General features: G+C 72.7%; 14 protein-coding genes. 5 read left to right on the forward strand and 9 right to left on the reverse strand.

From position 1 onward, the window contains the following. Positions 1–7: 7 nt before the first annotated feature. The 3 genes from BM093_RS03190 to map all read right to left on the reverse strand — a co-directional run bounded on the left by BM093_RS03190 (position 8) and on the right by map (position 2,647). On the reverse strand, positions 8–220 hold the full coding sequence (locus BM093_RS03190; protein ID WP_093336893.1) for an MbtH family protein: 213 nt from the start codon (positions 218–220) through the stop codon (positions 8–10). Between the two features lie 44 nt (positions 221–264). Further along, complete coding sequence (locus BM093_RS03195) at positions 265–1,650, reverse strand: lysine N(6)-hydroxylase/L-ornithine N(5)-oxygenase family protein (protein WP_093336896.1); 1,386 nt, start codon at positions 1,648–1,650, stop codon at positions 265–267. A 229-nt stretch (positions 1,651–1,879) separates the two neighbouring features. Continuing rightward, entirely contained in the window at positions 1,880–2,647 is a 768-nt protein-coding gene (gene map, locus BM093_RS03200) for a type I methionyl aminopeptidase (protein ID WP_093336900.1), read from the reverse strand. A 53-nt stretch (positions 2,648–2,700) separates the two neighbouring features. Between map and BM093_RS03205 the strand changes: the two genes are divergently transcribed. Beyond that, positions 2,701–2,970: a helix-turn-helix domain-containing protein gene (locus BM093_RS03205; RefSeq protein ID WP_093336906.1), complete on the forward strand. Its 270-nt coding sequence runs from the start codon at positions 2,701–2,703 to the stop codon at positions 2,968–2,970. A gap of 305 nt (positions 2,971–3,275) precedes the next feature. Further along, on the forward strand, positions 3,276–4,691 hold the full coding sequence (locus BM093_RS03210; protein ID WP_093336910.1) for a GGDEF domain-containing protein: 1,416 nt from the start codon (positions 3,276–3,278) through the stop codon (positions 4,689–4,691). 11 nt (positions 4,692–4,702) lie between these two features. Here the strand turns inward: BM093_RS03210 and BM093_RS03215 are convergent, their stop codons facing one another. From BM093_RS03215 to BM093_RS03240, 6 genes are all read right to left on the reverse strand, one after another. Beyond that, a complete protein-coding gene (locus BM093_RS03215; RefSeq protein ID WP_093336913.1) occupies positions 4,703–5,335 on the reverse strand; it encodes a TetR/AcrR family transcriptional regulator in 633 nt (210 codons plus the stop codon). A 7-nt stretch (positions 5,336–5,342) separates the two neighbouring features. Next, positions 5,343–6,491 carry an acyl-CoA dehydrogenase family protein gene (locus BM093_RS03220; RefSeq protein ID WP_093336915.1) on the reverse strand — a complete coding sequence of 383 codons (1,149 nt, stop codon included), beginning with the start codon at positions 6,489–6,491 and terminating at the stop codon, positions 5,343–5,345. Between the two features lie 32 nt (positions 6,492–6,523). Next, a complete protein-coding gene (locus BM093_RS03225; RefSeq protein ID WP_093336918.1) occupies positions 6,524–7,285 on the reverse strand; it encodes a 3-hydroxyacyl-CoA dehydrogenase in 762 nt (253 codons plus the stop codon). Positions 7,286–7,331: 46 nt separating this feature from the next. Next, positions 7,332–8,480: a thiolase family protein gene (locus BM093_RS03230; protein ID WP_093336921.1), complete on the reverse strand. Its 1,149-nt coding sequence runs from the start codon at positions 8,478–8,480 to the stop codon at positions 7,332–7,334. A 717-nt stretch (positions 8,481–9,197) separates the two neighbouring features. Beyond that, positions 9,198–11,678 carry an HNH endonuclease signature motif containing protein gene (locus tag BM093_RS03235; RefSeq protein WP_093336923.1) on the reverse strand — a complete coding sequence of 827 codons (2,481 nt, stop codon included), beginning with the start codon at positions 11,676–11,678 and terminating at the stop codon, positions 9,198–9,200. A 744-nt stretch (positions 11,679–12,422) separates the two neighbouring features. Further along, positions 12,423–13,319 carry a hypothetical protein gene (locus BM093_RS03240; RefSeq protein WP_093336925.1) on the reverse strand — a complete coding sequence of 299 codons (897 nt, stop codon included), beginning with the start codon at positions 13,317–13,319 and terminating at the stop codon, positions 12,423–12,425. 190 nt (positions 13,320–13,509) lie between these two features. On the opposite strand from BM093_RS03240, the gene BM093_RS03245 reads away from it, so the two are divergent. The 3 genes from BM093_RS03245 to coaD all read left to right on the forward strand — a co-directional run bounded on the left by BM093_RS03245 (position 13,510) and on the right by coaD (position 18,040). Then, positions 13,510–16,890 carry a pyruvate carboxylase gene (locus BM093_RS03245; protein ID WP_093336928.1) on the forward strand — a complete coding sequence of 1,127 codons (3,381 nt, stop codon included), beginning with the start codon at positions 13,510–13,512 and terminating at the stop codon, positions 16,888–16,890. 52 nt (positions 16,891–16,942) lie between these two features. After that, positions 16,943–17,500, forward strand: a complete 558-nt coding sequence (gene rsmD / locus BM093_RS03250; RefSeq protein ID WP_093336930.1) for a 16S rRNA (guanine(966)-N(2))-methyltransferase RsmD — start codon at positions 16,943–16,945, stop codon at positions 17,498–17,500. A gap of 63 nt (positions 17,501–17,563) precedes the next feature. Beyond that, positions 17,564–18,040 carry a pantetheine-phosphate adenylyltransferase gene (gene coaD, locus BM093_RS03255; RefSeq protein ID WP_177238250.1) on the forward strand — a complete coding sequence of 159 codons (477 nt, stop codon included), beginning with the start codon at positions 17,564–17,566 and terminating at the stop codon, positions 18,038–18,040. Positions 18,041–18,143 lie beyond the last annotated feature (103 nt).

The following is an 18,143-nucleotide window of genomic DNA, read 5'->3' on the forward strand; positions in this document are numbered from 1 at the left end:
CGTGGGCTCAGGAGCCGGTGCGTTCCCGCAGGCTGCGCGGGCGCAGGTCGGTCCAGTGCGTCTCCACGTGCTCCAGGCACGCCGCCTTGTCGGCCGGGCCGTGCTCGACCGTCCAGCCGGCCGGGACCTCGGCGAACGCCGGCCACAGCGAGTACTGGCCCTCGTCGTTCACCAGTGCGTAGAAGGTGCCGTCGGGGTCGTCGAACGGATTGGTGGACATGGCTCTCCCTCGGGGCGTGCTCGGTGCGTTCGGGACGGGCGGGGTCAGACGGTGGCCGTGGCCGGGACGGTGGCCGGGGACGGCGCCCCGGTCAGCGACGCGACGATCTCCCCGGAGCGCACGGCGATGTTCGACAGCAGGGTCGAGGTGATGCCGTGCGTGTGCTCGGTCGGCCCCTGCAGGTAGATGCCGGCGCGTACCCGGCTGCCGTCGGCGAGCGGGCCGGTGCCGACCCGGTAGTCGCGTCGGACGTCGAGTCGGCCCTGGCCGTCGCGTCCGCAGGCGACGTCGAGCCCGTCGCCGAGCAGCGGCAGCGGGTCGGTCGTGCGGTAGCCCGTGGCGTAGACGACGGCGTCGGCGGTGATGACCTCGCGGGAGCCGTCGATCAGCGACTCGACGGCCAGCTCCACCCGGTTGCCGGCGTCGACGACGTCGGCCACCCGGGACACGTTGCGGAACCGCAGGCGCTCGGTGCCGGCGACCCGCTCGTGGTAGTGCGTCCGGTACAGCTCCTCGATCAGCTCCGGGTCGACGACCGAGTAGTTGGTGTTGGCGTGGTAGCCGAGGATCCGCTCCTTGACCTCGTCCGGGGCGGTGAAGAAGTCGTCCACCGCGGCCGGGTCGAAGATCCGGTTGGCGAACGAGGTGTCGTCGGCCGGGCTGTAGCCGTACCGGGCGAACACCGCGTGCACCTCGGCCGTGGGGAACGTGCGGTGCAGGTGCGCGACGGTCTCCGCGGCGCTCTGCCCGGCGCCCACGACGGCGAACCGGGCGGGTGCGGTGCCCTCCAGCTCGCGGGTGCGGAACAGCAGGTCACGGTTGTGCCAGATGCGGCCGCCGAGCGCGACGCCGTCGGGCAGGGCCGGCGTGAGCCCGCAGGCCAGGACGACGTTGCGGGCACGCAGCCGCTCGATCCGGTCCCCGGCGCGGACGACGACGTCGACCGCCTCGACCGTGCCGTCGTCCCCGGGCACCGCGGTGATCTCGACGACCTCGCGGCCGTAGTCCACACCGATGTTGCCGCCGGCCGCGGCCCCGGTCTCCACGACCCGCCCGGCGGCCCACTCGAGGTAGTCGTGGAACTCGCGACGGGTCGGGAAACTGGAGCCGTAGTTGATGAAGTCGGCGAGCCGGTCCCGGTCGTGCAGGTAGGACAGGAAGGAGAACCCGCTGGTCGGGTTGCGCAGCGTGACCAGGTCCTTGAGGTAGGAGACCTGCATCGTGGCGTCCTCGAGCAGCATCCCGCGGTGCCAGCCGAACCGCTCCTGGCGTTCGACGAACCGCGCCGTCATCCTGTGCGACGCGGGCACGGACGCGTTGTGCTCGAGGAGCGCGATCGCGACGCCGAGGTTGGACGGCCCGAACCCGACTCCCACCACGTCGAGGATCTCCTCACCGGAGCGGGGGTGCACGTTCGCGGGAATGGCCATCACAGTCCTTTCGTTGCATCGGCACGCCTCAGCTAAGGCGAGGCTAACTGCAACACGGGAGCGCACGTCCCGCCTAGGGGGTGATCTCCATGCGCCTCCGCACACACCTCGTCACTCCTGGTCAGGGCCACCGCATGTAGTTGGTGTCACCCTTACGGCCTACAGCTCGGGTGGCTTGCGACACCGCCGTACGGGCGTGTGCTGAATCGCATTCGCGGTTCGCCGCAGCTCACGGGAGGGTCAGCACCACCGGCCCGTCCTCGGTGACGGCGACGGTGTGCTCCACGTGCGCCGCGCGGGACCCGTCGGCGGTCCGCAACGTCCAGCCGTCGGGGTCGGGCCGGTACCCGTCGCACCCGCCGGCCAGGAACATCGGCTCGATCGCCAGCACCAGGCCCGGGCGCAGCACCATCCCCCGGCCCGGCCGGCCCTCGTTCGGCACCGACGGTGGCTCGTGCATCGCGCGGCCGATGCCGTGCCCGCCGTGGTCGGCGAGGATCCCGTGACCGGCCGTCCGTCCGACCCGGCCGATCGCGGCCGCGACGTCCCCGATCCGCGCCCCGGGCCGGGCGGCGGCGATCCCGGCCTCGAGCGCCGCGGTGGTGGTCCCGATCAGTGCCCGGTCCGCCGGGTCGGCGGTGCCCACGACGAAGCTGATCGCGGCGTCGCTGCACCAGCCGTCCAGGTCCGTCCCGCAGTCGACGCTGACCAGGTCCCCGTCGGCGAGCGGCCGGGTGCCCGGGATCCCGTGTACGACGGCGTCGTTGACGCTGATGCAGGTCACCCCCGGGAAGGGACCGGTACCGGGGGTCGGCCGGTAGCCGAGGAAGAGCGCGCGGCCGCCCGCGTCGGCGACGACCTTCGCGGCGATCTCGTCGAGGTCGACGGGCCGCGCCCCGGGCACCGCCGCCTCGCGCACGGCGGCCAGTGCCTGCGCGGTGACCCGCCCGGACGCGCGCATCGCCGCGATCCCCGCGGCCGTCTTCAGTTCGATCATGGTTGCCCACCACCGTGTTCCGGGATTGTTATCCCGGTATTAGTATCACGGTCATGGTGCGCCTGCCGCTGACCCCCGAGGACCGCGAACGCGGACGACTGCTCGGCACGACGCTGCGCGACGCCCGCGGCGACCGGACCATGACCGAGGTCGCAGCGGCCTCGGGCGTCCCGGTCGAGACGCTGCGGAAGATCGAGAGCGGCCGGGTGCCGACCCCGGCGTTCTTCACGGTCACCGCGCTCGCGGCCGCGCTCGACCTCCCGCTGGAGACGTTGCTGCAACGCTGCGCGATCCCCACCGACCGGGCGTCGCGCAGCGCCTGAGGTTCACCACTCCCAACCGCGCACGAGGCACACCCCCTTCACCGAGTCGGTGGCCGCCGCGCCTGGCCGACGGATACCGGGCGATCAGGGTGACCAGGTGGAGTCACCCTGTCGAGTGGAAGCGCGCACGCCCCGCGGCGTCGCGGCGACGGATCGTCATCACCTGGGATCCCGCTGAGGCGCTCGACGTTCCGGAGGGACCGTTCACCGCCTGTCCCGCCCACCAGAACGATCACTGGCCGGATCTGCTGTACCCAGCGGTAACCTGGCCCTTCGATCAGGGTGAGAGACGGGAGGGCGGCGACGTGACCTCTCATCAGGCGCTGCCCCGGCACGCCCGGCACCGCCGGTGGCTGCCCCGGTCGTGGTCGCTCCGCGCGCTCCCCACCCCGGCCCTGGTCCTCGTGCTGGCCGTGGAGGCCGTCGCGCTGGCCCAGATCGCCACCGACGTGTCGCACACCGTTCGGCACGCGCTCGTCCCCGTCCGCGAGGAGCTCGTCCTCACCGGGCTGCTGATCCTGGTCGCGGCCGTGCACACCGAGCTCTCGCTCAGCGCCGAGCGGCTCCGCCGCCGGATCGCCGAGACCCGCTTCGTCAACATGACCTCGGTCTGGACTTTCGCGGGCGCTCTGCTGTTACCTCCGCTCGCGGCCACGGCCGTCGTCGTCGGGGTGTACCTCCACCTCTACCTGCGGGTCTCGCGCGACGCCGGGGTCCCCCCGCACCGGCACGTGTTCAGCACCGCCACGATGGTGCTGGCGGTGCACGCGGCCGCCGCGGTCCGGCTGTTCACCGCCGACCCGGCCTCGACCGCGATCAGCCCGCACGTCGCCGGCGTCGTGCTCGGCGCCCTGGTCGCCTTCACCCTGGTCAACACGCTGCTGGTCGTCTCGGTGCTGCGGCTGACCCGGCCGGGGTCGCGCTTCCTGCGCATCCTGCTCGGCGGCGAGATCCTGCTCGAGCTGGCCACGCTGTCACTCGGCGGGCTCGTCGCCGTGATCATCGGCAACACGACGCCGTGGCTGGTGCTGCTGGCCGTCCTGCCGCTGCTCGTCCTGGAGCAGACCACCCTGGTCCGCCAGCTCGAGGCGCAGGTCGACACCGATGCCAAGACCGGCCTGCTCAACCCGGCGGCCTGGCGCCGGCGTACCGGTCAGCTGCTCGAACGCTCCCACCGCTCCGGCCGTGCGGCAGCCGTGCTCATCCTCGACCTGGACCACTTCAAGGCGATCAACGACCGGCACGGCCACCTCGCCGGGGACGACGTGCTGCAGGCGGTCTCCCGGGTGCTCACCGAGGAGGTCCGCGACCGGGACCTGGTGGGCCGCTTCGGCGGCGAGGAGTTCGTCGTGGCCCTGGGCGGCCTGCGGCCCGACGACGTCGTGTCCGGCCGCGCCCGCGAGGTCGCCGAGCGGGTCCGGCGCCGGGTCGAGTCACTCGCGGTCGACACCGGAACCGCCGGCCGGGTCGGCGCGCTCTCGGTCTCGGTGGGCGTCGCCGCCTCGCCCGACCACGGTGGCGCCGGCGCCGAGACCGGTGCCGGCGGCGGTATCGGTGCCGGGGTCGGGGTGGACGAGCTGCTCGCGGCCGCGGACACGGCGCTCTACGAGGCCAAGCGCGGGGGCCGCAACCGCGTCCGGGTCCGGCCCCCGGCCACCGGGCCGGACACGCGCTGCGCCGAGCCGGCCACCCCGCCGTGCGGGCTGCGCTTCGGTACCTGAGCGCGCGGCGGCTACCGCCCGAGCAGCAGCCGCGCCAGGTCCTTCCACTGGGCGAGCATCGCGTCGGCCCGCGGGTCGCGGGGTTCGAACGTGTAGGTCAGCGAGGTCCCGCGCATCGAGGTCAGCAGCAGGTCACGCAGCTGCTTGAACCGCGGGCGCGACGCCAGCTCCTCGCCGAACATCCGGGCCATCGAGGCCCGGATCGCCGCACCGAGGCGCTTCTCCTCCGGCCGCAGCGCATCGGCGATCTCGCCGTTCACCCGGGCCGCCGTCCACAGCTCGATCGAGGCCCAGAAGTGCGGCTCGGAGAAGCTCTCCCACAGCAGCTCGATGACCCGGTCGGCCCGCTCGAAGACGTCGGCCGGCGGGTTCTGCTCCACCACCCGCCGGACACGTTCCTCGGTGTCCGCGACCCGCTTGACGGCCAGGTGCTGGGCGGCTGCGACCAGCAACCGGTCCCGGGACGGGAAGTGGTGCAGCAGCCGGCCGCGGGAGACCGCGGCCTCGGACTGGATCGTGAGCGTCGTCGCGCCGGAGTAGCCGCCGTCGATCAGGCAGGCGACGGCGGCGTCCAGGATCCGGGCGCGGCTGTCCTGGGACCGCTGCGCCCGGGTCCTGGACACGGGGGTGCGTTCGGTGGTCATGATCGGCCTACAACCCGAGGTTGCGGCCGATCACCTCCTTCATGATCTCGGTGGTGCCACCGTAGATCCGGGTGATCCGCGCGTCGGCGTAGGCCTTCGAGATCGGATACTCGGACATGTAGCCGTACCCGCCGTGCAGCTGCAGGCAGCGGTCGACGACCTTGCCCTGCAGCTCGGTGCACCAGTACTTCGCCTTGGAGGCGTCGACGGCGGTGAGCTCACCCGCGTTCAGGGCACGCACGCAGTCGTCGACGTAGTGCTCGGCGATGTCGATCTCGGTGTCCAGCTCGGCCAGCACGAACTTGGAGTTCTGGAACGAGCCGATCGGCGAGCCGAACGCCTTGCGCTCCTTCACGTACTCCAGCGTCTGGGTCAGCGCCGTCCGGGCCGCCGCGACGGCCGCGACCGCGATCGACAGCCGCTCCTGCGGCAGGTTGGTGACCAGCTGGGCGAACCCCTGGCCCTCCTCCCCGAGCAGGTTCGCGACCGGCACCGGCACGTCGGTGAACGACAGCTCGGCGGTGTCCTGCGCGTGCTGACCCAGCTTGTCGAGGTTGCGTCCGCGCTCGAAGCCGTCCATCCCGCGCTCGAGCATCAGCAGGCTCATGCCCTTGTGCTTCTGCGACGGGTCGGTCTTCACCGCGGTGACGACGAGATCGGCGTTCACCCCGTTCGTGATGAACGTCTTCGCGCCGTTGACCACGTAGTGGTCGCCGTCGCGGATCGCCGTGGTCGACATCGACGCCAGGTCCGAACCGATGCCCGGCTCGGTCATCGCGATGGCGAGGATCTTCTCTCCGCTCACGACGCCCGGCAGCCACCGCTGCTTCTGCTCCTCGGTGCAGTAGGCCAGCAGGTAGGGCAGCACGATGTCGTTGTGCAGGGTCAGACCCAGCCCGGCCGCCGCCGCTCCGGAGCGCATGAGCTCCTCGGCGATCACCGCGTTGAACCGGAAGTCCGGGACCCCGCCCCCGCCGTACTGCTCGGGCACGTCGATGCCCAGGAACCCGTTCGCCCCCGCCGTGGTGTACAGCTCGCGCGGCACGATGCCGTCGCTCTCCCACCCCGGCTCGTGCGGGACGATCTCCTTCTCGACGAACGCCCGGAACGCGGCCCGGAAGTCCTCGTGGTCGGACTCGTAGAGCGTCCGCTTCATCTGCGACGCCTCCCCTCAGGTGCTGCTCGTGACTAGCGCGGCTGCATCCGGATGGCGCCGTCGAGCCGGATGGTCTCGCCGTTGAGCATCGGGTTGGCGACGATGTGCGCGGCGAGCTGGCCGTACTCCGACGGCTGCCCCAGCCGCGACGGGTGCGGGACCTGCTGGCCGAGCGAGGCCTTGACGTCCTCCGGCAGGCTGCCGAGCAGCGGGGTCTCGAACAGGCCCGGCGCGATCGTGACGACCCGGATGCCCAGGTCGGCCAGGTCGCGGGCGATCGGCAGGGTCATGCCGACGATGCCGCCCTTCGACGCCGAGTAGGCCGCCTGCCCGACCTGGCCCTCGAACGCCGCCACCGACGCGGTGTTGATCATCACGCCGCGCTCGCCGTCGACCGGCTCGGACTTGGCGATCCGCTCGGCCGCCAGGCGGAGCACGTTGAACGTGCCGATCAGGTTGACGTTGATGACCTTGGTGAACCCGTCGAGCGGGAAGGCACCCTTCTTGCCGTAGGTCTTCGCGGCGTTGCCGATGCCGGCGCAGTTGACCGCGACGCGGACGGTGCCGAGCTCCTCGGCGGCGTCCAGCGCGGCGCTCACCTGCTCCTCGTTCGTCACGTCGGCCGCGACGAACCGGACGGCGTCACCCAGCTTGTCGGCGACGGCCTCGCCCTGCGAGGAGGGCAGGTCGATGATGACGACCTTCGCGCCGTTCTCGACGAGACGCTCGGTGGTGGCGAGGCCGAGGCCGGACGCGCCACCGGTGACGACGGCGACGGAGCCGTTGATGTCCATGATGCTGTTCCTTTCGGGTCGGGGGGAGCGGTTCGGAGCGTGCCGGTCAGAGCAGCTCGAGGATGGTGGCGTTGGCCTGCCCACCGCCCTCGCACATGGTCTGCAGGCCGTAGCGGATGCCGTTGTCGCGCATGTGGTGCACCAGCGTGGTCATGATCCGGGCACCGGACCCGCCGAGCGGGTGGCCGAGCGCGATCGCGCCGCCGTTCGGGTTGACCCGCTCGGCGACCGAGGCGTCGTTGTTCGCGATGTCGGCCAGCCAGGCCAGCGGAACCGGGGCGAACGCCTCGTTGACCTCGAACGCACCGATCTCGGACAGCGACAGGCCGGACTTCGCGAGTGCCTTCTCGGTGGCCGGGATCGGCGCCGTCAGCATGATCACCGGGTCGGCACCGGCGAGGACCGCGGTGTGCACCCGCGCGATCGGGGTGAGCCCCAGCTCCTTGGCCTTCTCGCTGGTCATCATGAGCAGCGCGGCGGAGCCGTCGGAGATCTGCGAGGAGTTGCCGGCGTGGATCGTGCCGCCCTGGTCGGCGTCCTTGAACACCGTCTTGAGCTGGGCCAGGCCCTCCAGCGTGCCGCCACGGCGGACGCCCTCGTCGGCGGTCACGTCCGCGATCGGGGCGATCTGGGCATCGAACCGGCCGTCGTCCTGAGCGGCCGCGGCGCGCTCGTGGGAGAGCAGGGCGAACTCGTCGAGCTGGGTCCGCGAGAAGCCCCACTTCTCGGAGATCATCTCGGCGCCGACGCCCTGGTTCGGGAACGCGCCGTAGCGCTCCATGAACGCCTCACCGAAGGGGTTCTGCTCCATTAGCGCGGAGCCCATCGGCACCCGGGTCATCGACTCGACCCCACCGGCGACGGCGACGTCGTACTGGCCGGCGATCAGCCCGGCCGCGGCGAAGTGCACCGACTGCTGGCTCGACCCGCACTGGCGGTCGACGGTCACGCCGGTGACGGTCTCCGGGTACCCGGCGGCCAGGGCCGCGTTGCGACCGATGTCGAAGGTCTGCTCACCGGCCTGGGACACGCAGCCCCAGATGACATCTTCGATCTGCGCGGGGTCGACCCCGGTCCGCTCGACGATCTGCTTGAGCACGTGAGCCGACAGGTCGGTCGGGTGGACCCCGGCCAGGCCGCCCTTGCGCTTGCCGACCGGTGTACGCACGGCCTCGACGATGACTGCGTCTCGCACGTCCCACGCTCCTTCGCGACGGATGATTGCGCGGCGCTCGGGAGACGCGCCGCCGATGGGAGGGACGGTAACAGAAAACAGTCAGCGTTGACTGCCAGCTGAGCGTGCGACGCCGGTCACTTCCGGTGGGTGGTCGGTGACCTGCTTTCCTGCCCGCTCGGCCACACGGCCGCCGCTCCCCCGGGCCGTCGTGTGGCGAGGTCGCACCGCCTGTCCGCATGACCATGCGGTGCCGTGTCTGTTGCCCGCGCGCCACTGCGCTCCCGCGCCCGGACGTCGGCTCGACCACAGGAGTTCCGCTGCCGCCGGTCCGGGTTCCTCCTCGAGCGCGGAGGCGGGTGGCGGGCTCGCTCACGTCTTCGAGGACCAGAGGAGCCGTCACGTGCGGTGCCGATCCGCCTTCCGAGATACAGGCGGTTCGGAAACCCGATGCTCAGGGACACCCGGCGCCCGGGAGGACCGACTGAGTGCGCCGAGTGAAGATTCGATTACCCGCGGCGTCGCCGGTGTCGCCACGGCTGCCGCCCAGGTCGACGACAGTGCGCTCGACCCGAGTGCATCGGGACGACAGCTCCTTGAGGGCAACAGCTGTGCTCGAGGTGGATCTCGCCGAGTTGCACAACCCTCCATGCGCCCACCGGGGGCGATTCCCCCGGGAGCGAGTGCGTCCTCCGGGACGAGCCCAACAGCCTCGCGCCCGTGCCGACCGCGGCGAACCTAGAACGGTGGTTCGTCATCGTCCGGCTCATCCGCCGGGTTCCGGTCGGGTGCGTCGTCGGTCTCGGTCATGTCGTTCGCGGTCTCCGCCGTGTCGTCGCCGGTCGCGTCCGACGCGGACTCACGTTCGGCCTCGGGTTCGGGGAAGAGCGGTTTCTCGTCGAGGGCGTCCTGGGCCGCCGAGCGGGGCCCGCGCCCGGTATCGGGTGCCGGGGCGGTGTCGTCGGGCGGGACCGGGTCGGGCAGTGGTGGACAGACGGGTTCGCCGCGGGTGAGGTAGTGGTGGCGCAGCGGGCTGGTCCACCGGAACGTGCCGGGGCGGGGCTGGACCAGGTGCCAGTGGCCGGCCGTCTTGATCGCGTGGTGGAACACGCACAGCGGCCCGAGGTTGGCCTCGACGGTGACACCACCGTGGCGGTGTTCGTGGGTGTGGTCCTGCTGGGCTTTGCGGGCGGGGCGTCGGCAGCCGGGGAAGCTGCAGGTGCGGTCGCGGACCTCGACGTGGCGGCGTAGGGCCCGGTGTGGGAAGCGGGCGTGCGGGTGCCGGTTCAGTGCGGCGCGCAGGCGGTGGCGGCGGGCGTACTGGGCGGCGAGGTCGGCGATCAGGCGTTCCCAGCCGGGTGGTGGGTCGAGGACGAGTGCGGTCAGCAGGGTGGCCGGGATCTGGAGTTCGACGACGCCGCCGTGGCTCTGCCCCGCCCCGGGCCTCGACCTCGGCCTGGGCCTGGGCCTGCGCCTGGGCCTGCGCTTCGGCCCCGGCCCCGACCCGGTCTCGGTGGTGGGCCGGTGGCGGGTGTGGCCGGCCAGGAGCAGGTGGCCGTCGGGGTCGGTGATGGCGAAGCGCCATTCGGCGTAGTGGTGGCGGGCGACGGTGTCGCGGGCGGGCCCGGCCAGCAGCGGACCCAGGCCGGGGATCTCGGCGGGGTGTTGGTCGTGGCCGAGCAGGGTGGAGAGCCGGATGCGGATCTCGATCCCGGTCCGGGCCCGCTCGGGTGGGGCCTCGACCGGCGGACCCGGCACGACCCCGCCGCCACCACTGTCGCCACTGGGAGTGTCGGGCTGGTCGGGGCCTGTCCCGGGCCCCGGGGGTGGTGTCGGCCCGTGATCGTCGGGGCCGGGGTCGCCGGTGGGGTGGTCACTGTCGTCGGCGGAGCCGTGGACGACCACGCCGGCCTGTCCGTGACCGGTGTCCCCGACGTCCGCGCTCGCGCGGACGTCGCTGTCGACGGTGTCGTCCTGATCGTCGCCGTTGTCGTGAGCTGGGCAGTCGGCGCGACCGTCGCCCCCGTTGCCGCTCTGGTCGTCGGCGCCGTTCTGGTTCTCGGTGCCGGCCGAGCGAGCCATACTTTCCGCCCCGTCGCCCGTGCTGTTCGTGGCGTTCGTGGCGTCGGCGGATCCAGAGCCCTCGGGGCCGGTCTGGTCATCGGTGCCGGCACTACCGGTCCCGGTCAGGCCGTCTGTACCGGTCCCGCCGTGGGCGCCGCCCACGTCGTCGGCGCCGCCCCCGTCGTCGGTGCCGGTCCGGCCGTGGGCGCCGCCCGGGCCTGCGGAGCGGCGGGCGCGGTCGGCCTCGGCCCACCGCCGCGCCCGGGCCACCTTCTCGTTGTGCACCGGCCCGACCGGCCCCTCATCGGAGTCGGTGTCGGTGTCGGTGTCGCGGGTGGCGGCGCGGGCCAGCAGGGTGGCGATGATCTGGTCGTTGCTCATCGTGTGCACGGTGCCGTCGGTCAACGCCGTGAACAGTTCCACCCGGATCCGGGTCAACGAGTCCGGATGCCCGGCCTCACGCACCGCCCGGGCCAGCGCATCGACCCGTTCACACGAGGCCTGCGCCGCGGCCGGGTCCAACCCGATCACCGAGATCGTCGCCGCCCCGTCCCGATCGAGGTAACACACCACCCGCCGCTCGCGCACCGCCGCCCGATACCGGCGCCGCGCCGCGTCCGGGTCGGCCGCGATCAGCATCCGCTGGATCCGCGCCCGTAGCTGCCCGGTGGTCAACCCCGGCGCCCGCGGCAGCAACGCCCCCAGCACCCGGGCGACACAGGCGTCGGTGAGTTCCTCGTCGCCGAGGTAGTCGGCGAACACCCACGCCTTCGCGCGGTCGATCTGTCCGGCCGCGAGCGCGGCGTGCACCGCCGGAAGCCGCCACACCAGTGTCTCGGCCAGGTTGTGGTCGCGGGCGGCGGCGTTCTCGGTCACCGTCAACGCGGTCGCGATCTCGAGCACACACCCCGGGTCGGGCTGGTCGGCCCGGGCGAGGGTGTGGGGGTCGGCGGCGGTGTCGCGGCGCCCCAGTTCGGCCAGCACCCGCAGTTCCTCGGCTTCGACGTGGGATCGCAGCCGCCGCCACGCGCGCAGCAGGACCACGGTGGCGTGGTTGCTGACCTGGGTGGTGTCGAGGTCGGCCAGCAGGGCGCACAGTTGCGGGCCCGGCGGGTGTTCCGCCAGGCCTGCGGGGAGTGCCACCGGCTGCTGCATGTCCTCGATTCTAGCGGCGGGGGCCGACGGTTTCCGCAGTACAAGGATGTTTCGTCGAAGATGTGTTCGAGCGGTTGGCGAGGCGCGTCGAACGGTCGAACGGTCGAAGTCGCGCGTGATGTCTCAGGACATCGGCGACAGTTGCGCATCAGGGCATCGGTGACAGTTGGTGTGTCAGGACTGCGGTGACGCTCCCGCGGGTGCTTCGGCTGTCGTCCGCGGGGTCGACCGGTGCCGACATAGCGGACGCCGGGTGCGGGGTCCGGTGGCGCTCGGCGAGGATCGCGCCGTCGAGATCGGTGAAGACGGTCGAGATCAGTGATGGCGGTCGTGTCGCCGGCTCGGGCGCCGACCGTGGCGGCCCGGCGGCGGCGCACGTCGCTGCCGATGAAGGACTGTCGGAACGGTCTGGACCGTGACCTCGCCAGTCGGGTTCGACGGACTCGGCCTCGGCCGTCCGGACCTGGCCTCACGCAGCGCCGCAGGCTTTCGGCTCGAGCACGGTGGCGGCAGCCCATGGAGCGACTGACGCGAGATCCGTGCTCGGTACAGAACGTCGAGACCTCGGCGCATCGTCAGCCCACTGCGGGATCGCAAGGCGGACGCGGGTTCGATGGGGTCCGACCGCGCCGACGACGCGTCGACGGGCTCACAGTGGTGTCCCTGGCGGAGGGGCGGCAGGAGCAGGACGCCCAGCCGTCCGACGTGTCGGTCGGTGCGAGGCCGAGGCGCCGGCTGAGGCCCTCAGGAACCCGGCAGCTCCCCGCGGGCCCGCGCGTCCAACCGCGCCCGGGCCGCCTTCGGCAGGTGCACGACACCGGCCCGGTCCAGCCGGTCCAGCTCGCTGCGGGCGCGGGCGTAAGCGGCCAGCCGCTCCGGTTCGGAGTCGGAGTCCCGCGCGGTGGTCAGCAGCTTGACCACCCGCTCGACGGTGCGTCGTTCCTCCGGGGCGAGCCCGGAGAGCCGGATCCGGTCGGCGGCCTCGACCGCGGCCCGCCACGCCCGGCGGGCCTGGTCGACCGCACGGACGTAGGACGCCCCGTACGGCTCGTCCGGGTAGCCGTCGGTGTCGAGGGCCTGGGCGGCGGAGAAGGCGTCGACGAACCGGGCCGTGCTCCCGACGGACACGTCGGACAACGCGGGCCGGTGCAGCACGGCCATCGGGTCCGTCTCGTGGGCGACGAACTCCGCCCGGACCCGCTGGAAGTCGGCGCGGGCGCGCCGCCAGGCCTCCTCGGTAGACTCCGCGGCGGCACGGGCGGACGTCGGTGCGTCGACCTCGGGGCGGTGCGCGGTGTCCTTCCCGCGCGAGCCCGTCCCGAGCGACCCCGTCACCAGCGAGTACGCGCCCACCGCCAGCATGGCGAACAGCAGCACGGCCAGGATCTGCGCGACCACCGTGACCACCACCGCCACCGCCGTTCCCGCGAGGAGCACCGCTCCGGACACCACGGCGACCTTCGCGACCGGGTGCGAGGGTCCGCCCCGGCGCCGCAGCCGTCGTTCCCGCCGGTGGTCGTGCCGCGCGACCTGCCACTCCGCCCGGCGCCGGAGCCGGTCGGCGCGGTGTTCGAGCCGCCCGTGCCCGTGCCACGGGCCGGGATGGCCGCGCCCGTGGCGGCCGTAGGCGCTCCGTGTCATGACTCCTTGCTACCGGAATCGGCGCGTCGGCGGTGCGGTCCGACCGGGTGGCGCCCGCGCGCCGCCGGGCCCGTGATCTCGTCAGATGGTCGATCGGTGGAACCCGGGCCTCCCACGTGTCAGGATCACGCGTCCGGTCTGCGGAAACCCCGTGGACCGGCGACGCCGTCACCGAACTGGAGGAGAGGCGATGTTCCGCAAGGTGCTGGTGGCCAACCGGGGTGAGATCGCGATACGCGCGTTCCGGGCGGCCTTCGAGCTGGGGATCTCGACGGTCGCCGTGTTCCCGTACGAGGATCGCAACTCGCTGCACCGTGCGAAGGCGGACGAGTCCTACCAGATCGGTGAGCCGGGGCACCCGGTGCGGGCCTACCTGTCGGTCGACGAGGTGATCAAGGCCGCGAAGAAGGCCGGCGCGGACGCGATCTACCCGGGCTACGGGTTCATGTCGGAGAACCCGGACCTGGCGCGGGCGTGTGCCGAGGAGGGCATCACCTTCGTCGGGCCGCCGACCGAGGTGCTGCACCTGACGGGCAACAAGTTCCGTGCCGTGGCGGCCGCCCGCGAGGCGGGGGTGCCGGTGCTGGAGTCGTCGGACCCGTCGTCGGACGTCGAGGAGCTGCTGGCGGCGGCGCAGAACATCGACTTCCCGGTGTTCGTCAAGGCGGTGGCCGGTGGTGGTGGGCGCGGGATGCGCCGGGTGGCCGAGCCGGACGCGTTGCGCGAGGCGATCGAGGCCGCGATGCGTGAGGCCGAGTCGGCGTTCGGGGACCCGACGGTGTTCCTGGAGCAGGCCGTGGTCAACCCGCGTCACATCGAGGTGCAGATCCTGGCCGACGGGTCCGGCAACGTGGTGCACCTCTACGAGCGGGACTGCTCGGTGCAGCGCCGGCACCAGAAGGTCGTCGAGATCGCGCCGGCGCCGAACCTGGACCCGGAGGTGCGGGACCGGATCTGCGCCGACGCGGTGAACTTCGCCCGCCAGATCGGCTACGTCAACGCGGGCACGGTGGAGTTCCTGCTCGACGAGCGCGGCAAGCACCACTTCATCGAGATGAACCCGCGGATCCAGGTCGAGCACACGGTGACCGAGCAGGTCACCGACCGGGACCTGGTGATCGCCCAGCTGCGGATCGCGTCCGGGAAGTCGCTGCCGGAGCTGCGTCTGACCCAGGACCACATCACGCTGTCCGGGGCGGCGATGCAGACCCGGATCACGACCGAGGACCCGGCGAACGAGTTCCGCCCGGACGTGGGCACGATCTCGGTGTACCGCTCGCCGGGCGGGCCGGGGGTGCGCCTGGACGGCGGGACGGTGCACGTCGGCGCCGAGGTGTCGGCGCACTTCGACTCGATGCTGGTGAAGCTGACCTGTCACGGTCACGACTTCGCCAACGCGGCACGGCGGGCGCGGCGGGCGATCGCGGAGTTCCGGATCCGCGGGGTGGCGACGAACCTGCCGTTCCTGGCCGCGGTGCTCGACGACGCCGACTTCCAGGCCGGGCGGGTCACGACCAGCTTCATCGAACAGCGTCCGCACCTGTTGCGGGCGCGGCCGTCGGCCGACCGGGGTTCGCGGGTGCTGCAGTACCTGGGCGAGGTCACGGTGAACCGGCCCAACGGTGAGCGCCCGGTCGTGGTCGAGCCGGTGGACAAGCTGCCGGTGGTCGACCTGGAGCAGCCGGTGCCGGACGGGTCGGCGCAGCTGCTGCGGGAGCTGGGGCCCGAGGGGTTCGCCCGGCGGCTGCGGGAGCAGACCCGGGTGGCGGTCACCGACACCACGTTCCGGGACGCGCACCAGTCGCTGCTGGCGACCCGGATCCGGACCCGGGACCTGGTCGCGGTGGCGCCGTACGTGGCGCGCACGATGCCGGAGCTGCTGTCGCTGGAGTGCTGGGGCGGGGCGACCTACGACGTGGCGCTGCGGTTCCTGGCCGAGGACCCGTGGGAGCGGCTGGCCGCGATCAAGGCCGCGGCGCCGAACCTGTGCACCCAGATGCTGCTGCGCGGGCGTAACACCGTCGGCTACACGCCGTACCCGACCGAGGTGACCGACGCGTTCGTCGCCGAGGCCGCGGCGACGGGGATGGACATCTTCCGGATCTTCGACGCGCTCAACGACGTGTCGCAGATGCGTCCGGCGATCGACGCGGTCCGGGCCACCGGCACGGCCGTGGCCGAGGTGGCGCTGTGCTACACCGCGGACCTGTCGGATCCCGGCGAGCAGGTCTACACCCTGGACTACTACCTGCGCCTGGCCGAGCAGATGGTCGACGCGGGTGCGCACGTGCTGGCGATCAAGGACATGGCCGGTCTGCTGCGGCCGCCGGCGGCGCGGGCGCTGGTCACGGCGCTGCGGGAGCGGTTCGATCTGCCGGTGCACCTGCACACCCATGACACCGCGGGCGGGCAGCTGGCGACGTTGACCGCGGCGATCGAGGCCGGGGTCGACGCCGTCGACGGCGCGGTCGCGTCGATGGCGGGGACCACCAGCCAGCCGTCGTTGTCGGCGCTGGTCGCGGCCACCGACCACACCGAGCGCTCCACCGGGCTGTCGCTGCAGGCGGTGGGGGACATGGAGCCGTACTGGGAGGCGGTGCGCAAGGTCTACGCGCCGTTCGAGTCCGGGCTGGCGTCGCCGACCGGGCGGGTGTACCACCACGAGATCCCGGGCGGGCAGCTGTCGAACCTGCGCCAGCAGGCGATCGCGCTCGGGCTCGGTGACCGGTTCGAGCTGATCGAGGACTGCTACGCCGCCGCGGACCGGATGCTGGGCAGGCTGGTGAAGGTGACCCCGTCGTCGAAGGTCGTCGGGGACCTGGCGCTGCACCTGGTCGGTGCCGGGGTGGACGCGGCCGACTTCGAGTCCGACCCGGCCTCGTTCGACATCCCCGACTCCGTGGTCGGGTTCCTGCGCGGAGAGCTCGGCTCGCCGCCGGCCGGCTGGCCGGAGCCGTTCCGCACCCGGGCACTCGAGGGCCGCAACCCGGAGGCGGAGAAGGCCGAGCTGTCCATCCAGGACCGTCGCGGGCTGCGGGACGACACCCGGCGCACGCTGAACCGGCTGCTGTTCCCCGGCCCGACCACGGACTTCGACGCCCACCGCGAGCAGTACGGCAACACCGCGGTGCTGTCGTCGAAGGACTTCTTCTACGGCCTGGAGGAGGACCTCGAGCACACCGTCGAGCTCGAGCCCGGCGTGACGCTGCTGATCGAGCTCGAGGCGGTCTCCGAGCCCGACGAGCGCGGCTACCGCACCCTGCTGACCACGCTCAACGGTCAGCTGCGCCCGGTCGCGGTGCGCGACGAGTCGATCGCGACCGAGGTCAAGGCCGCGGAGAAGGCCGAGAAGAACAACGACGCCCACGTCGCCGCGCCGTTCGCCGGGGTCGTCACCGTGGCGGTGGCCGAGGGCGAGAAGGTCGAGTCCGGGCAGACCGTCGCCACCATCGAGGCCATGAAGATGGAGGCCTCGATCACCGCCCACCGCGGCGGGACGGTCGCACGGCTGGCGATCGGTGAGGTCCAGCAGGTCGAGGGCGGCGACCTCCTGGTGGAACTGAGCCCGTGAGTGGTTATCGCGGTCAGAGCCGCGGTAACCACGCACGGGCGCCGGAGGTGCCATGAGGCTGATCGCGGGTGATGCGGGCGGACGGCGGCTGGACGTGCCGCCGTCCGGCACCCGGCCGACCCCGGACCGGGTGCGGGAGGCGCTGTTCTCCGCGCTCGACCACGATCCCGGGCTGGCCGGGGCCGCCGTGCTGGACCTGTGCGCCGGGTCCGGCGCGCTCGGCCTGGAGGCGTTGTCGCGGGGCGCGGCCGACGCGGTGTTCGTCGAGGCCGACCGCCGTGCGGCAGGCGTGTTGCGGCGCAACGTCGGGACCGTCGGGCTCGGCGGGCGGGTGGTGGCCGGGAAGGCCGGGACCGTGCTCGCCGGCCCGGCGCCGCGGGCGTTCGACGTGGTGCTGGTCGACCCGCCCTACGCCGTCCCGGACAGCGAGATCGCGGTGTGGCTGAGTGCTGCGGCCGGCAACGGCTGGCTGGCCGCCGGCGCGGAGATCGTGGTGGAGCGCGGCCGCTCGGCCGGGGAGTTCCCCTGGCCGGCCGGCTTCGAACCGGGGCGGCCCCGGCGCTACGGCGACACCGTCCTGCACCTGGCCCGGTACCCGGCGGGCGACTGACCGTCCGGGGTGACGAGCGGGGCACGAAGATCAGCGGCTGATAGGTTGCGCCGCATGTCCGAAGTGCGCCGGGCGGTGTGCCCCGGGTCCTACGATCCGCCGACGATCGGCCACCTCGACGTCATCGAGCGCACCGCCGCGCTGTTCGACGAGGTCTACGTCGCGATCCTGGTGAACCCGCGCAAGCAAGGGCTGTTCGAGGTCGACGAGCGGGTCGAGATGCTGCGCGAGATCACCGACGGCCTGCCCGGCGTCCGGGTCGAGTCGTTCTCCGGGCTGGTCGTGGACTACTGCCGCGACCGCGGGGTGGAGGCGCTGGTCAAGGGCCTGCGCGGGGCCACCGACTACGACTACGAGCTCCCGATGGCGCACATGAACCGCCACCTGACCGGCGTCGAGACGCTGTTCCTGCCCGGTGCACCGGGCCAGGTGTACGTGTCGAGCTCCCTGGTCAAGGAGGTCGCCCGCGGCGGCGGCGACGTGGCCCCGTTCCTGCCGCCGAGCGTGCACCGCCGGCTGCTCGAGCGGCTGGGGGAGTGAGCCCGGGCGGGTGCCCGTCCCTCCTGTGAGGGTCACCCGACCGGAACTTGACACGCGGGAGCGGCGCGGAATAACGGCCCGGGCCGGGCGCCGGTGCGATGAT

The organism is Pseudonocardia ammonioxydans (assembly GCF_900115005.1).
In the GTDB taxonomy this organism is placed as follows: domain Bacteria; phylum Actinomycetota; class Actinomycetes; order Mycobacteriales; family Pseudonocardiaceae; genus Pseudonocardia; species Pseudonocardia ammonioxydans.

Coding starts and splice junctions, on each gene's coding strand:
- BM093_RS03215 (WP_093336913.1), bottom strand. CDS start 5,335: ATGACCACCGAACGCACCCCCGTGTCCAGGACCCGGGCGCAGCGGTCC.
- BM093_RS03220 (WP_093336915.1), bottom strand. CDS start 6,491: ATGAAGCGGACGCTCTACGAGTCCGACCACGAGGACTTCCGGGCCGCG.
- BM093_RS03240 (WP_093336925.1), bottom strand. CDS start 13,319: ATGACACGGAGCGCCTACGGCCGCCACGGGCGCGGCCATCCCGGCCCG.
- BM093_RS03235 (WP_093336923.1), bottom strand. CDS start 11,678: ATGCAGCAGCCGGTGGCACTCCCCGCAGGCCTGGCGGAACACCCGCCG.
- rsmD (WP_093336930.1), top strand. CDS start 16,943: ATGAGGCTGATCGCGGGTGATGCGGGCGGACGGCGGCTGGACGTGCCG.
- map (WP_093336900.1), bottom strand. CDS start 2,647: ATGATCGAACTGAAGACGGCCGCGGGGATCGCGGCGATGCGCGCGTCC.
- BM093_RS03205 (WP_093336906.1), top strand. CDS start 2,701: ATGGTGCGCCTGCCGCTGACCCCCGAGGACCGCGAACGCGGACGACTG.
- BM093_RS03195 (WP_093336896.1), bottom strand. CDS start 1,650: ATGGCCATTCCCGCGAACGTGCACCCCCGCTCCGGTGAGGAGATCCTC.
- BM093_RS03225 (WP_093336918.1), bottom strand. CDS start 7,285: ATGGACATCAACGGCTCCGTCGCCGTCGTCACCGGTGGCGCGTCCGGC.
- BM093_RS03245 (WP_093336928.1), top strand. CDS start 13,510: ATGTTCCGCAAGGTGCTGGTGGCCAACCGGGGTGAGATCGCGATACGC.
- BM093_RS03190 (WP_093336893.1), bottom strand. CDS start 220: ATGTCCACCAATCCGTTCGACGACCCCGACGGCACCTTCTACGCACTG.